The sequence below is a fragment of the Herbaspirillum sp. NPDC087042 genome, assembly GCF_044745245.1.
In the GTDB taxonomy this organism is placed as follows: Bacteria; Pseudomonadota; Gammaproteobacteria; order Burkholderiales; family Burkholderiaceae_D; genus Herbaspirillum.
Window position 1 is genome coordinate 233,654 of sequence record NZ_JBIUZW010000001.1, and the last position, 14,628, is coordinate 248,281.

Sequence of the window (14,628 nt, forward strand, 5' to 3'; positions counted from 1 at the left end):
ACAGAAAGCCTCTTTCCCATGAAAATCAGCCGCAATGGCAGCCAGCCCTCGGTCAAGGGCCCCGCCGAGTATTTCACCGGTGCCGTGCGCATCGACAGTTTCTTCAATGCCGAGGCGCCCGCCCGCAGCGGTGGCGCCATCGTCACCTTCGAGCCGGGCGCGCGTACCGCCTGGCATACCCATCCCCTGGGACAGACCCTGGTCGTGCTCTCCGGTGTGGGCTGGACCCAGTGCGAAGGCGGCCCGCGCACCGAGATCCGCGCCGGCGACGTGGTCTGGTGTCCGTGCCAGCGCCGTCACTGGCACGGCGCCACCGATCGCACAGCCATGTCGCATGTGGCCATCACCGAAATGCTCGATGGCAAGAACGTCGAATGGATGGAGCACGTCAGCGACGCGCAATACCTGGACGGTCCCGTCGTTACCGACTGAGGGGCGCAGCTGCCCCCCGCTGGCGCAGCGCTTGTACCAGCAGATGAAATGCCGGCGAGTTCTGGCGTCGGCTCGGGTAGTACAGGTGATAGCCCGGGAAGGTCGGCATCCAGGCCGTCATGACCCGCTTGAGCTGGCCGGCCGCCACATGGGACTGCACCATGTCATCGGGCAAGTAGGCCAGGCCGAAGCCGGACAGGGCCGCCCGCAACATGGGCTGGCTGCTGTTGAAGGTCCACTGCCCCTGCACCCGGGCCTTGACCATGTGACCGTCGCGTTCGAACTCCCAGGCCATCAGGCCGCCGTGGGTGGGCAGGCGCAGGTTGATGCACTGGTGCTGCGCCAGGTCGGCCGGCGACTGCGGCCTGGGCTTGCCGGCCAGGTAGTCGGGGCTGCCCACCACGGCCATCTTCAGATCCGCGCCGATGCGCACGGCAATCATGTCCTTCTCCACCTGGTCACCCAGGCGCACGCCCGCATCGAAGCGCTGGGCCACGATATCGGTGAGGCCGTAGTCCACCGTGATCTCGACATGGATATCCGGATAGCTGGCGGCCAGCGGCACCAGCTTGGGCCAGAGCACGGTAGTGGCGGCGTGTTCGGCGGCCGTCAGGCGGATGTTGCCGGCCGGCTTGTCCTTGAGCAGGCTCAGCGCGGCCAGCTCGGCATCGATCTCGTCGAAGCGCGGACTGATGGTCGCCATCAGCCGTTCGCCCGCCTCGGTGGGCGAGACGCTGCGCGTGGTACGCGTCAGCAGGCGCACGCCAAGACGCTCTTCCAGCGCCCGCATGGTGTGGCTCAGGGCCGATTGCGACACCCCCAGCTGCGCCGCCGCGCGCGTGAAGCTGCGTTCGCGCGCCACTGCCACGAAGGCCAGCAGGTCATTGTAGTTCTCCCGCGCCATTGGTGAGCTCCATTCATGAGATGAGCCCGATTGTACTGGCTTGTGGCGCTTCTGCGCAGGCCCTGGCGCGGGAGGGGTGATGGCATTCAGCGCGGTAGCTGTTCCAGCTCCGGCCGGGCCAGGTAGAGCACCTGGTAAGCCGTGCCGGCATCCTGATCCAGCTCGGATTCCGAGAGCAGGATGCGGCTCACGCGCCATTGCTGCACGTCCACACCGACGGCGCCGGCGACGATGGCCGGGCGGGCGACCTGGGACTGGTTGCGCGCCGCCTCCTCGGCCAGCACCGCCGCCAGGTCGGCATCACGGGCGATGTCGATATCCTGGCGATAGGCGAAGCGTGCCACGGTGCCGTTGCCACGGCGGGCGTCCAGTGCCAGCCGGGTCTGGATCTCGGGACGACCGAAGCTGTCGGTCACCGAACGGAAGCGACTGCCCACGAACTGGGTTAGCGCCTGCGCGTGCCGCCACAGGTACAGCGAGGAATAACTGTGGCCGGTGGCGCCGTGACGTCCTGATTCACGGAGCAAGAAGGCCTTGAAGTAGAGATCGCGGGTGTCGTCCCAGAGCTGGCCGCGCTGGGCGGCCCTGGAGCGGATGCGTTCGAGGTCGTAGTCGGCGGGAAGGCGATGTTCGTAGTGGGCAATGATCATGATGGCGATAGGCAGGAGTGTGGGTGACAAGGCGGCTGGCCGTCACGCAGGTGACTCCAGCCTGTTGACACCTTAGTCTTGCACGATCGTCGGCGGCAGATACAGAGCCGCCGATTTCGATGCGCAACTCATTGCGACACGCCTTATGCATTGGGCGCATAAGGCGGGCAACACCCTCCCTTGCTACCTAGGCCGCAAAGCGCCGCTGCAACTCCTCGAAGCACACCAGTTCCCCCGCGATGGCGCTGGCCGCCACCGTCGGCGGGCTGGCCAGCCACACCTGGCCCGGACCCGAGCGGCCGGGGAAGTTGCGGTTGATGGCGCTGACCGTGACCTGCTGCGCCCCGGTGGACGAACCCGGGCCGCAATTGGCACAGGCACCGCAAGCCGGTTGCAAGAGCTCGGCACCGACCGCCTCGAAGGCCGCGAGATAGCCGCGCTGCTGGCAATAGTCGCGCACCGCCACGGTACCGAACTGCAGGTAGAGCTTGACGTGGGATGGCACCTTCAGCCCGCGCTCGGCGGCCCAGGAGAGCACCTGGTGGTAGTAGTCGAAATCCTCGCGCTTGCCGGCCGTGCAGGAGCCGCCGTAGGCAATGTCCAGCTTTACCGGCCCGTCGGTGAGTGCAGTGATGGGCAGGCCATTGCCGGGGTCCCCGGGGCGCGCCACCATGGGGATCAGCGCGGTGCAATCGATGTGGAAGTGGTCGGCATAGTGGGCGCCATCGTCGCTGCGCATCCAGTCTTCGAGGACGAAGTCGAGCCCGCGCCGCTCTTTGAGAAAACGCACCGTCTCCTGGTCCGGCGCCACGATGCCCGAGAAGCCGCCCAGTTCGGCGGTCATGTTGGTCAGGGTGGCGCGCTCGTCGGTAGACAGCTGGGCGATGGCCGCACCGGCAAATTCGAAGACCTTGCCCACGCCGGCGCCGGCACGGATGCGCGGCTCGGCCAGCAGCGCCAGCACGATGTCCTTGGCGGTCACGCCCGGCGCAATGTGGCCCGATAATTCCACCCGCAGCGAGGCCGGTACCGTCATGCGCACCGCGCCCGTGACCATGCTGTTGGCCATGTCGGTCGTGCCCACGCCGAAGGCCAGGCAGCCCACCGCGCCGCTATGGGGGGTGTGCGAATCGGTGCCCACCACGACCTGGCCGGGCAGCGCATAGCTTTCGGCCATGACGGCGTGGGAGATGCCTTCCGAGCCCCGCCCCTGTTCGACAGCGGCATCGTCCAGGTAGCCGTGGTTGCGGATGCCGTAGTCGCGGGCGAATTCGCGATGCGCGCGGGAGAGCTGGACGACTCCGCTCATCAGGCCATCCTGCTGGTGCACCGGGCTGCGATTGGCATAGGACAGATGATCCTCGAAGGCCAGGATGGTCTGCGGCTCGTGCAGCGTGACCGGCTTGCCGAAGGCGCTGTGCAGCATATGCGTGGCCATGCCGGTGTAGTACTCGTGGATGAAGCGCCAGTCGGCCTTGACCAGCCCGCCATCGCCCGGCACCAGGCTGGCCGCGACATCGTCGGTGGTCACCAGGTGGCGGGCCAGGATCTTCTCGGCCAGCGTCTGCGGCTGGCCTGCCACGCTGGCGGGCCCTTGGATACGTACCTGGCGCATGTGTGCCTGCCCATAACGCAGCAAGCCGCCGCTGCGCAGGATGGCGGCGGCCAACTGGTCGCGCGAGGCCACCAGTTCCTCGATGGGAATGGCTTCGCCGGCCTGGATGCGCTCGATCAGTCCGAAATCCGTGGATGTAAAAAGGCCGACGTTGTCGGCATTTTGTCGGTAGATGCGTTCGAAATTCTCGGCAATCACCAGCACGATGCCGGCATTGCGCTCGGCCACCGGGCTGTGCTCGCGCGAGGAACCCTTGCCGTAGCGCTTGCCGGCCACGGTGACGCTGAAGCCGCCATTGCGGACTGCATCGGTGCCGATGGGAAGCCGATCACCGGCCTTCAGGCCGACATAGGGATAGCGCCCCAGCCGTTCGTCGTAGTTCACCAGCACCGGAATGGGCGTGATCTCGTCGGTGGAAACGTCGTGGCGCAAAGGCCCGGCTTGCGCCCGGCTCAGGGATTGCCCTGCAAGCTGGGCCTGGATGGTTGCCGGATCTTCCGCAAGGAAGAGGATCCGGCCTGGAATCGTCAATGCGCTCATGTGCCTCTCCTGAAGCGGCCACTGTAGCCGACCCGCAAGCGGCGCCGAAGTGCCGATTGATGCGGTGAGCCATCGCCGATGGCGATGGCCGGGTCCGACCTGCCTACTGGGAGATCTTCTCCAGCGCCATGCCGCGCGTCCTGGGGCCGAACAGCCCGATGGCGACCATCACCACCAGCATGGACGAGGCGATGAACACGAACACCCCCGTCACATTGAACTCGTGCAGCACGAAGGCGATGATGAAGGAGCTGAAGATGGCCGAGAAACGGCTCCACGAGTACACGAAGCCCACCGCCCGGGCGCGGATGGCGGTGGGGAACAGTTCGGCCTGGTAGGTGTGGTAGCTGTAGGAAATGATATTGCCCGCCAGCGTCAGGCAGATCCCCATCGTCACCAGCAGCACCGTGGCCGAGGCCTGGCTGAAGACCAGTCCGCACACCACGTTCACCCCCGCCATGGCGACGATGACGTGCTTGCGCTCGAAGCGGTCGGCGATGAGCAGGCCGATGATCGGACCCAGCGGCGCGGCGATGGCAATGATGCTGGAATACATCAGGCTGGTCGTGATCGTGATGCCCTGCTTGATCAGCAGGGTCGGTACCCAGTTGGCAAAGCCGTAGTAGCCCACCGTCTGGAAGATATTGAAGACGATCATCATCAGGGTGCGGCGGCGATACGGCGCCACCCACATGGTGCCAAAGCCGGCGCGCACCGTGCTGATCGCCTCGGCCACGAGCGGTGCCGGCAAGGGCTTGCCGTATTCCTTCTCGACCCGGGCTTCGAGCGCCGACAGGATGCGGTCGGCCTCCTCGAAGCGGCCCTTGCCGGCCAGCCAGCGCGGGCTTTCCGGCAGCTGACGGCGGATCCACCAGACGAAGATGGCGCTGTGGCAGCCGATCAGCACCACCCAGCGCCAGCCATCCAGACCGAAGGGCTTCAACGGCACCAGCAGGTAGGAAATGAAGGCCACCACCGGTACGGCGCTGAAGCCGACCGCCTGGCAACAGGCAAAGGCGCGTCCGCGCACATGCTTGGGGACCAGTTCGGAGAGATAGGTACCGATGGTGATCATCTCCACGCCCAGGCCGATGCCCACCAGGAAACGCCAGGTATTGAGCCCGCTGGCACTGTCCTGGAAGGCCAGCACCAGGTTGGCCCCCACATACCACAGCAGCGAATAGGTAAAGACCGTGCGCCGCCCGAAGCGGTCGGCCAGGAAGCCGCAGGCCATGGTTCCCACGAACAGCCCGGCAAACAGTGCCGCCACGAAACTGGCCACCCCGGTGGTGCCGAACAGGCCCGTGGTGGACGCCGTCAGCAGGCCGGCCTTGACCATGCCCGGGGCCACGTAGCCGGTATAGAGCAGGTCGTAGAGTTCGAAGAAAAAGCCCAGGCTCAGCAGGATGATCAGCTTCCAGACCGAGCGCGTGGTGGGCAGCCGGTCCAGCCGGGCCGAGATGCTTCCCACGTCATGCACCGGCACGGCGGCCGATGCCATGGTCCTGGCGCCTGGGGAGGATGCGGTCGACGAGGCGCGTACGCCCTCGCCGGCCATCGCTGCGCTCGCGGCCGATTTGTTGTTCATTGCTGTCTCCATGCATTCTTGAGCCCGTTGACTGGCTGGGCCTTGTTGTCGACAGGCGCGTCGTGACGCCCTTTAGGTCTGATCCAATATACGTGGGGCAGACTGGCCCAGAGGTGTTAAGTCGGGAGGGCTGGCCTCTCGATTCGAGACGCCAGCACAGCCGGTTCAGTCCTGGTGTTCCAGGAAGCTCACCAGCGAACTGGCGCAGGCGCTCAATTGCTCGCGCGCCTTGATGAGGATGACCAGCTCGCGCGTGGCCCATGCCTGCGCCAGCGGGATCAGTGCGATATCGAGCGTGTTGAGGTAAAGCTGCCCCACCTGCTGCGGCAGGATGGTGATGCCCAGCCCCACATGCACCATGCGGCAAAGCGCATCGAGGCTGCTGACGCGGATCTTGACCTTCAGCGGCGCCAGCCCTTCGCGACTGGCTTCGCGGGCCAGCATGGCGGTCAGGGCGCTGTCGCTGGAGAGGCCGACGAAGTTTTCTTCGGCCAGACTGGCTAGCCCGACCTGGCTTGCCCCGGCCAGGCGATGCTGGCGCGGTACCAGCACGGCCAGCCGGTCGCTGCGATAAGGCAGCTGCTGCAGCGTTTCCGCTCCCGGCGTCTGCGCCACGCAGATGCCGAAATCGGCACGGCGCTCCTCGACCGAGCGCACGATGTCGATGCTGTTCTGCTCCTCGATATCGACGTTGACCTCGGGAAAGAGCCGCTCGAAGGCGGCAATGTCTTCCGGCAGGAACTGCACCATCGACGACAGGTTGGCCACCACCCTCACCTCGCCCCGCGCGCCCGAATAGAACTGGCCGAGTTCGGCATTCATGGCCTCGATATTGGCGATGATGGCCTGGGCATGGCGCAGCACGGTCTGGCCGGCCGGGGTGACGGCAATGCCGCGCGACTGGCGCTGGATCACCGGCAGGCCGATGATGGCTTCGATCTCGGTGATGCGCCGGCTTACCGCCGAGGGCGCGATGAATTCGCGTTCGGCGGCGCGGGCGATGTTCTTTTCCTGGCAGACCGCGACAAACAGGCGCAGCGAGGTCAGGTCGATTTTTCTGAGCAGATTGTTCATAGGACGGCTGGTTCAAGCGCAGATCGCTTCGCATTGTAGTGCCCTTTATGCTGTTTGCTGCCCGGCAGGCCTGAAACGACACGTTTCCGGGCTTGCGGATAGGCAAGTCCCGGGCCAGCTGAAGCGTCGATCTCATTGAATCCTCCCAAAGTGATATCCTTGGCAGGTTGTCGGCGTCGTGGAGCGCCGATGCCTTACTCAACCAGACACAGCTTGCAATGACTACCCAGAACTTCTTCTCGACGCAACATTCCATCCAAGTCGCCACCGATGTGCGCGAGGCGGCCATGCAGAATCCCGGCTTCGGCAGCGTCTTCTCGGCCAACATGGCATCGGCCCGCTACACCACCGCCGACGGTTGGCATGATGGCAAGATCGTCCCCTACGCTCCCCTGAGCATCGCTCCCAGCGCCCTGGTGTTCCACTATGCGCAGGAAATCTTCGAAGGCCTGAAGGTCTACAGCCTGGAAGATGGCGGTTTCTCGCTGTTCCGTCCGGACGCCAATGCCCGCCGCTTCGTGAAGTCGGCCGAGCGCCTGGCGATGGCCCCGCTGCCGGTGGAGCTGTTCCTGGAATCGGTCGAGAAGCTGGCCAAGACCGACAAGGACTGGATCCCCAAGGCACGCGGTTCTTCGCTCTACCTGCGTCCGGTGATGTTTGCCAACCAGGCCGCGCTAGGCGTGAAGCCGGGTTCGGAATATGCCTACTACGTGCTGGCCTGCCCGGTCGGTGACTACTTCAAGGATGGCAACTCCGGCATTTCGCTGTGGGTGTCCGAGAACTACTCGCGCGCCGGCATCGGCGGCACCGGCGAAGCCAAGTGCGGCGGCAACTACGCCGCCAGCCTGGCCGCGCAAGCCGAAGCCCAGCGCCAGGGCTGCGACCAGGTGGTGTTCCTGGACAGCCGCGACAAGACCTGGGTGGAAGAACTGGGTGGCATGAACATCTTCTTCATCTTCAAGGATGGCACCATCCAGACCCCGCCGCTGGGCGGCACCATCCTGCCGGGCGTGACCCGTGACTCGCTGCTGACCCTGGCCAAGAGCCTGGGCATCGAAGCCCGCGAAGAACCCTATTCGATCGAGCAATGGGAAGCCGATGCCCGCAGCGGCAAGCTCACCGAAGTGTTCGCCTGCGGCACCGCAGCCGTGATCACCCCGATCCGCCACATCAAGCGCGCCAAGTCCGAGTTCACCATCGGCGAAGGCCAGGCCGGCAAGATCACCCTGCTGCTCAAGAACGCCCTGCTGGACATCCAGCAAGGCCGCGCCGAAGACAAGTTCGGCTGGGTCAAGCGTCTGGGCTAAGCGCCTGTCTCATCCTGGGGTGCCCGGCCGCTGTTGCCGGGCTGCCCAGTCAAAGCCGCCCACCTGGGCGTAATGCAGTTCAGTTAAGAAAAATTCGCCGCTCCAGAGTCATCTGGCGCGGCGATTTTGCTTAAGTTCTCTTCAATCCATTTGAAACCGTTCGGACTGAGTAGGCCCTTTAGGGGCGTATCGAAGGCGCACTTGAGCCTGGTGTGCAGGTGCGCCTTCGATACACGGCTACGCCGCTACTCAGGACGAACGGTCAGCGGTGGCGCAAGCAAAGTCAAGCAGGCTTCGGGACTGGCAACAAGCTTAGCTGAACGGCATTGCCACCTGGGCGTGCATTCGTATCGCTCCAGAAGCAATCAATGCCGTCAATACGACTCAAGGCCAGTATTGCAGCCGTGTTGCGCCTGATACGATTGTAGCTTTTAAGTTACAGGCGTATCGTCGATCGAGCTGTTCTGGATCGAATGGAAGCGGAGGCAAACATGAGCAAACCAAACGCGGCGGTCTCTCATCACGATCTGGAGGTGGCTGAACTGCGTGCAGATCGGGATCTGGCCGTGGAGTATCTCAAGGCGGCGATGGAGTCGCTCGACAATCCGGATGATCGGGCTGCCGGCCTGTTGGCGCTGCGCACCGTGGCGGAAGCATACGGCGGCCTGGCTGCGGTGGCTGCCGAAGCCGGTATCAGCCGGGAATCGCTGTATCGCGCTCTCTCGCCGAAGGGCAATCCGACGCTGAAAACGCTGCTGGCAGTGCTTAAGGCAGTGGGAATGCGCTTGTCTGTCGAGCCTGACCACCACGTTCCTGCCTGACACGTTCGCGGCGACACGCGTACATGCTATGCGCACGACGCACAAGCTAAGAAGAAATTCGCAGTTTGGCCTGCTCATGGCTGCCCCTATGATGTCTGCATCCCATCAACAACGATGCCACTCATACAGGACACGCCCTCATGTCTGCCTTCCCAGCCGAACTGCTGCAACGTATCACCGACGGCGCCGCCCAGCGCGATGCCCAGCGCGAACAACCCTTCGCCCTCATCAACGAGATCAAGGCCACCGGCTTCGGCGCACGCCGCCTGGCGGCCCGCTACGGTGGCGGCGGTGCCAGTCTGGTCGAGACCCTGGATGCGGCCATCACGCTGGCCCAGGCCGATCCCAACATCGCCCATATCTGGCGCAACCACCATGTGGCGCTGGAGCGTGTGCTCAATACCCCCTCGCAGCACCCGGCCCTGCGTCATCTGCGCGAACAGGTCGCGGCAGGTGCGCTCATCGGTGCAGCCCATACCGAACCGGGACATGACCAGATCGGGGGCGCCGGGCCCTTGTCCACGCGGCTGGTGCGTCAGGGCGATCACTATGTGGTCAACGGGCAGAAGTTCTATTCGACCGGCTCGCTCTTTGCGGACTGGCTGCACATCACCGTCTCGACAGAAGACGGCGCACGCGCCATCGTGCTGCTGCCCCGGGACAGGGAAGGCGTCAAGACCGTGGATGACTGGTTCGGCATGGGACAGCGCCTGACCGGCAGCGGCACGACGCTGCTGGAGAACGTGCTGGTGAAGGCCGACGAAGTCCTGCTGCCCCATGAGGTGCCGGTACGGCAGGCGGTATTCGGCTCGACCATCGCGCAACTGTTCCTGACCGCAGTCATTGCCGGCGTGGTCAGCGCCATTGCGCGCGATTCTGCCGCGCTGCTGGGCAAGCGCAAGCGCAACTTCTACTACGCCCCCACGGCAGCCGCCTCGCAAGATCCCATCCTGCTGGCGGCGCTGGGCGAGCGCGAGGCCGATGCCTTCGCTACCCGTGCCATCGTGCTGGCTGCGGCCGCACAAGCCGACCGCGCCTATGCGGCCCTGCAGACCGATGCGCCCGACGTCGACGACCAGGTCCAGGAGGCAGCCGCTGCCGCCGCCAAGGCCAAGGTCACGGTGGATCGCATCGCCCATCACGCGGCCACGGCCCTGTTCGACATCGCCGGTGCCTCGGCCACCCTGTCTCACCTGAACCTGGATCGCCACTGGCGCAACATCCGCACCGTGTCGACCCACAACCACACCAGCCACAAGGCCTATGCCCTGGGCAACCTGAGCGTGAACCAGGTCAGGCTGCCGACGCTGGGCTTCTTCTAGGCGGCCTTCGCTCTTCTGCGGCGCGGGGTGCAAGGCCCCGCTCTCATGGGCGTGCCCGGGCGGTGGCGGCTGCCGTCGGGAAGGCCGCCAGCAGGAAGCCGCCGGCGATGGCGACATTCTTGAAGAAGTGATTGAACTGGTTGCCGAACTGCGCGTCCGGCACGGCCCAGAACTGGTGCGCGACCACGCCCGTGGCCACCGTATAGAGCGCCAGCAGCACCCCCAGCTCGCGCAGGCGCCAGCCTGCGATGAAGAGAAGCGGCAAGACGATCTCGATGGCGATGACCAGCGGCGTCACCAGACCAGGCAACGGCAGCCCCAGGCCGCTGAAATGCTGGACCGTGGCGCCATAGGCCAGGATCTTGCGCAGGCCGGCCAGCAGGAACAGCGCGGCCGGCAACAGCCGGATGAACATGGCCAGGCCCTGGTGCGGGGCCTGGACGGCCTGCTGCAGGGTGGTCGTGGATGGTGTAGTGTGCATGGCGACTCCTGTTTCGGAATGGTGGAAAAGTGCAACGAACCGGCGCAACAAACGGTGCGTCAGGATCATAGTCGGCCCGCGCCAGGCCAGCCATGCGCGCCGGGGAAATTGAAAATTTCAGGACGAGAAACAATCCCTGCCGCTTTCCACTGTCCAAGCAGCTCGCCTTTCCTGCCACTTCTTACCGTCTGAAAGCTGCCATGGACCGCCTCCAAGCGATGGAAATCTTCCTCTGCGTCGCCGACGCCAAGAGCTTCGCCAAGGCTGCCGCCATCCTCGACATCTCCCCGGCCTCCGTCACCAAGGCCGTGCAGTCGCTGGAAGACTACCTGGCCGTGCGGCTGTTGCAGCGGACCACCCGGCGCCTGAGCCTCACCCCCGAGGGCGAAGCCATCAGCGAGGATTGCCGGCGCATCCTCAATGACGTCGCCGATCTGGCCAGCGGCGATGGCGATCGCGTGCTGCGCGGTCGCTTGCGGGTGGATATGCCGGCTTCGCTGGCCAAGAGCGTGCTGATCCCCGAGCTCAGTCACTTCATCGATGCGCACCCCGGACTGGAACTGGTGTTGGGCGTAGACGACAAATCGATCGACCTGGTCGAGGCCGGGGTCGATTGCGCCATCCGGGTCGGTCTCAACTCGGACTCCAGCCTGGTGGCCCAGACCATCGGCGCCTTGCAGCGGGTGTCCTGTGCGGCGCCAGCCTACCTGGCACGCCACGGCAATCCGGCGACCCTGCAGGATCTGGCCGGCCATGCCGTGATCCGCTATTTCCCCAAGGGAGGATGGCGCGATGTCAGCGAAGAATTCGTCGCCGATGGCCGCCCCATCGATGTGAAGCTGCCTAGCGCTGTGGCTGTCAATGATGTCGACACTTACCTGGCCTGTGGCTTGCAGGGGCTGGGCATCATCCGGATCGGCCGCTATCTGGCGCAAGCCCACCTGGACAGTGGCGCGCTGGTCGAGATCCTGCCGCACTGGGTCACGCCGCCCACGCCGATTTCCGCCATCTATCCGGCGCGTCGTCATCTGTCTCCCAAAGTGCGCGCCTTCATCGCCTGGGCCACCGGGGTATTTTCCGCCCATCCCTGGTTGCATCCCGCCCCCGTGCGCGAGGGATCGGGTGCATATAGGCCTTACAAATCAGCCTGATCCCAGTAGAATTGGCAAAAAACCAATTCACCATGCATTCAGGCGGTATGAAGACTCTGGCAAGCTACCTGACAGCAAAGCGATCTGATCATTCTGACGGCCTCATTGCCAGGCCTACCGCTGCGCTACGCCTGATGCGGCTGTCTTGCCTGTGGCTGGTCCTGCTGGCGTGGCTGTACATGTTGCCGCAGGCACATGGCGCGCAGCGCGAGCTGAAGGTCGGTGTCTACCAGAATCCGCCAAAAATCTTCTTTGATAGCGCCGGCCAGGCCAGCGGCATCCATATCGACCTGTTGCGCCAGATCGCCGATCGCGAAGGCTGGCAGCTGCGTTTCGTCCCCTGTGAATGGCAAGCCTGCTTGCGCGGCGTGCAATCCGGCCTGATCGACCTGCTGCCTGACGTGGCCTATTCGGAGGAGCGCGACAAGCTCGTCCAGTTTTCTACCGTGCCGGCGCTGTACGGCTGGTCCATCCTGTATCGCAACCCACGGGTCGCAATCCAGTCGGTCTTCGACCTGAAGGGCAAGAAGATCGGCGTGCTGGACAACTCGGTGCAGTCGAGCTACTTCCGCAACCTGATGGAAAACTCGGGGATCCAGGTGACCCTGGTCGGCCTGCAGGACCTGGAAGCCGGTTTCAGCCTGGCAGCAGCCGGCCAGATCGACGGTGTGATCGCCAGCCAGCAGGCCGGCGACATGCTGGCCGACCGCCATCACCTGACCGCCACCAACATGGTGTTCCAGCCGGTGAAGCTGTTCTTCGTCAGCGGCAAGGGCCATGACCTGGATACGCTGTCCACCATCGATCGATACCTGACGCAGTGGCAGGCCGATCCCCGGTCGGTCTATTTCGACATCCTGGGTAAATGGGGGCCGGTCAACAAGGGCATTCCGCCGTATGTGTGGTGGTTGCTGGGGGGCGCGCTGGGCCTGTTGGCCTGTGCCAGCCTGATGGCGATCTACCTGCGCCGGGAAGTGGCGCGCCGCACGCACAAGCTGATGCAAAGCGAAGCCTCCTTGCGCATCGCCGCCACCGCCTTTCATTCGGCCGAGGCGATCTGGGTCATGGATGCCCAGCGCCAGATACTGGAAGTCAACGCCGCCTTCACCGAACTGACCGGCTACCACCTGGCCGATCTGACCGGCCAGACCATGCCGCCCTGTCGTCTGGAAAACACGCAGCTGGACTTCCGGTCCCACCTCTGGGTGCTATTGCATGGCCGCGGCAAATGGCATGGGGAGCTGCTGGTACGCAAAAAGGATGGCAGCGAGTTCTTCGCCGTCCTCACCCTCACCGCCGTGGCCGCGCCCAGTGGCGAGGTAAGCCACTATGTGGGTACCCAGCTTGACATCAGCGCCCAGAAGGCCCTGCAGGAAGAGACGCGCCAGCTGGCCCTGTACGACCCGCTGACCGCCCTGCCCAATCGCCGGCTCTTGCTGGAGAAGATACAGACTGCCGTCCTGCAGGCCGGTGGCGGACCGACCATGGGGGCGCTGTTCTTCATCGATGTCGACAACTTCAAGGATCTCAACGACGCCCTTGGCCATCCCATGGGCGACCTGCTGTTGCAGCAGATTGCCGCACGCCTGCTGGTGCTGGTGGCAGGAAGCGGGATGGTGGCACGGCTGGGTGGCGACGAATTCGTGGTGCTGTTGCATGCGCTGCCGCGTACCGAGGCCACGCAGAAGGCGGCGTATTTCGCGCAACAGATCATCGCCTCCATGGAAAGGCGTTTCGAGCTGGACGGTGTGGGGCATTTCTCGACCTGCTCGGTGGGCGTGGCGCTGATGCAGGATCAGCACGCCGACGTGCAAGACCTGCTGCGCCAGGGCGACCTGGCCATGTATGCGGCCAAGACCAATGGTCGCAACACCTATTGCCTCTTCGACGTGGAGATGGAACATGCGCTGCACTTCCGCATCGGCCTGGAAGCCGACATGCGGCGCGCCATCCAGGCCGGCGAATTCGACCTGCATTACCAGCCGCAGCGCGACCTGAGCGGCCGTCTGATCGGTGCCGAGGCGCTGGCGCGCTGGACCAGTCCCCAACGCGGGCCGGTCTCGCCGGGCGTGTTCATCCCGGTGGCCGAGGCATCCGGCCTGATCCTGCCGCTGGGCCAATGGGTGCTGGAGCAAGCCTGCCGCCAGGCGGTGCGCTGGAACGGCCACGACGAGAAGGCCGCGGTAGTCATCGCCGTCAATGTCAGCGCGGTGCAATGGCGTCAGCCGGACTTCGTGGGCAATGTGCTGGAGATCCTGGCACGGACCGGGGCGCGTGCATCGCATCTCAAGCTGGAATTGACCGAGTCGGCCATGGTCGATGACATCCAGGGCACCATCGTCAAGATGCTGGAACTCAAGCGCCACGGGCTGGCGCTGTCGCTGGATGACTTCGGCACCGGCTATTCATCGCTGTCGCTGCTCAAGCGCCTGCCCATCGACCAGCTCAAGATCGACCAGTCCTTCGTGCGCGAGCTGCTGGTGGCGCCCAGCGACGTGGCCATCGCCAAGAGCATCATCGCGCTGGGCGAGGCACTCGGCCTGGAGGTGATCGCCGAAGGCGTGGAGACGCTGGCGCAGCAACAGTTCCTGGCGGCGCTGGGATGTGGCCGCTACCAGGGCTACCTGATCGGCCACCCGGTCCCGCCGGCTCAGTTCGACGAGATGAACCGGGCAGCCTGAGCGCCGGGAGCCCACGGCCAGGCGTCAGTTTTCGTCAAGGCCGGCGAAGCTTCGGCAAATTG

The 14,628-nt window shown here is 64.9% G+C and carries 12 protein-coding genes; 6 read left to right on the forward strand and 6 right to left on the reverse strand.

Annotated elements, in window-relative coordinates; all coding sequences use genetic code 11:
- Positions 1-18 precede the first annotated feature (18 nt).
- On the forward strand, positions 19-432 hold the full coding sequence (locus ACIPHN_RS01020) for a cupin domain-containing protein (RefSeq protein ID WP_400431466.1): 414 nt from the start codon (positions 19-21) through the stop codon (positions 430-432).
- Here ACIPHN_RS01020 and ACIPHN_RS01025 read toward each other — a convergent pair.
- The 5 genes from ACIPHN_RS01025 to ACIPHN_RS01045 form a co-directional block, all read right to left on the reverse strand.
- Positions 422-1,336, reverse strand: coding sequence for a LysR family transcriptional regulator (locus ACIPHN_RS01025; protein WP_400431469.1), 915 nt, complete (start codon positions 1,334-1,336; stop codon positions 422-424). The genes ACIPHN_RS01020 and ACIPHN_RS01025 overlap by 11 nt on opposite strands.
- Positions 1,337-1,422: 86 nt before the next feature.
- The gene (locus ACIPHN_RS01030) at positions 1,423-2,016 is read right to left on the reverse strand and encodes a DUF4865 family protein (protein ID WP_400431472.1); all 594 of its coding nucleotides are present in this window, start codon (positions 2,014-2,016) and stop codon (positions 1,423-1,425) included.
- A gap of 157 nt (positions 2,017-2,173) precedes the next feature.
- Positions 2,174-4,141, reverse strand: coding sequence for an aconitase family protein (locus ACIPHN_RS01035; protein WP_400431475.1), 1,968 nt, complete (start codon positions 4,139-4,141; stop codon positions 2,174-2,176).
- A 103-nt stretch (positions 4,142-4,244) separates the two neighbouring features.
- Entirely contained in the window at positions 4,245-5,699 is a 1,455-nt protein-coding gene (locus ACIPHN_RS01040; protein WP_400433125.1) for an MFS transporter, read from the reverse strand.
- A 195-nt stretch (positions 5,700-5,894) separates the two neighbouring features.
- Entirely contained in the window at positions 5,895-6,803 is a 909-nt protein-coding gene (locus ACIPHN_RS01045; RefSeq protein ID WP_400431478.1) for a LysR family transcriptional regulator, read from the reverse strand.
- A 218-nt stretch (positions 6,804-7,021) separates the two neighbouring features.
- Between ACIPHN_RS01045 and ACIPHN_RS01050 the strand changes: the two genes are divergently transcribed.
- The 3 genes from ACIPHN_RS01050 (at position 7,022) to ACIPHN_RS01060 (ending at position 10,253) form a co-directional block, all read left to right on the forward strand.
- Positions 7,022-8,110 (forward strand): branched-chain amino acid aminotransferase, encoded by a 1,089-nt coding sequence (locus ACIPHN_RS01050; RefSeq protein ID WP_400431481.1) that lies wholly within the window; start codon positions 7,022-7,024, stop codon positions 8,108-8,110.
- 491 nt (positions 8,111-8,601) lie between these two features.
- Entirely contained in the window at positions 8,602-8,931 is a 330-nt protein-coding gene (locus ACIPHN_RS01055) for an addiction module antidote protein (RefSeq protein ID WP_400431483.1), read from the forward strand.
- A gap of 140 nt (positions 8,932-9,071) precedes the next feature.
- A complete protein-coding gene (locus ACIPHN_RS01060; RefSeq protein WP_400431486.1) occupies positions 9,072-10,253 on the forward strand; it encodes an acyl-CoA dehydrogenase in 1,182 nt (393 codons plus the stop codon).
- Between the two features lie 43 nt (positions 10,254-10,296).
- Here the strand turns inward: ACIPHN_RS01060 and ACIPHN_RS01065 are convergent, their stop codons facing one another.
- Positions 10,297-10,734, reverse strand: coding sequence for a DoxX family protein (locus ACIPHN_RS01065; RefSeq protein ID WP_400431489.1), 438 nt, complete (start codon positions 10,732-10,734; stop codon positions 10,297-10,299).
- A 200-nt stretch (positions 10,735-10,934) separates the two neighbouring features.
- Here ACIPHN_RS01065 and ACIPHN_RS01070 point away from each other — a divergent pair, with 200 nt between their 5' ends.
- Both ACIPHN_RS01070 and ACIPHN_RS01075 read left to right on the forward strand, forming a co-directional pair.
- On the forward strand, positions 10,935-11,885 hold the full coding sequence (locus ACIPHN_RS01070; RefSeq protein ID WP_400431492.1) for a LysR family transcriptional regulator: 951 nt from the start codon (positions 10,935-10,937) through the stop codon (positions 11,883-11,885).
- A gap of 134 nt (positions 11,886-12,019) precedes the next feature.
- A complete protein-coding gene (locus tag ACIPHN_RS01075) occupies positions 12,020-14,566 on the forward strand; it encodes an EAL domain-containing protein (RefSeq protein ID WP_400431495.1) in 2,547 nt (848 codons plus the stop codon).
- Positions 14,567-14,628 lie beyond the last annotated feature (62 nt).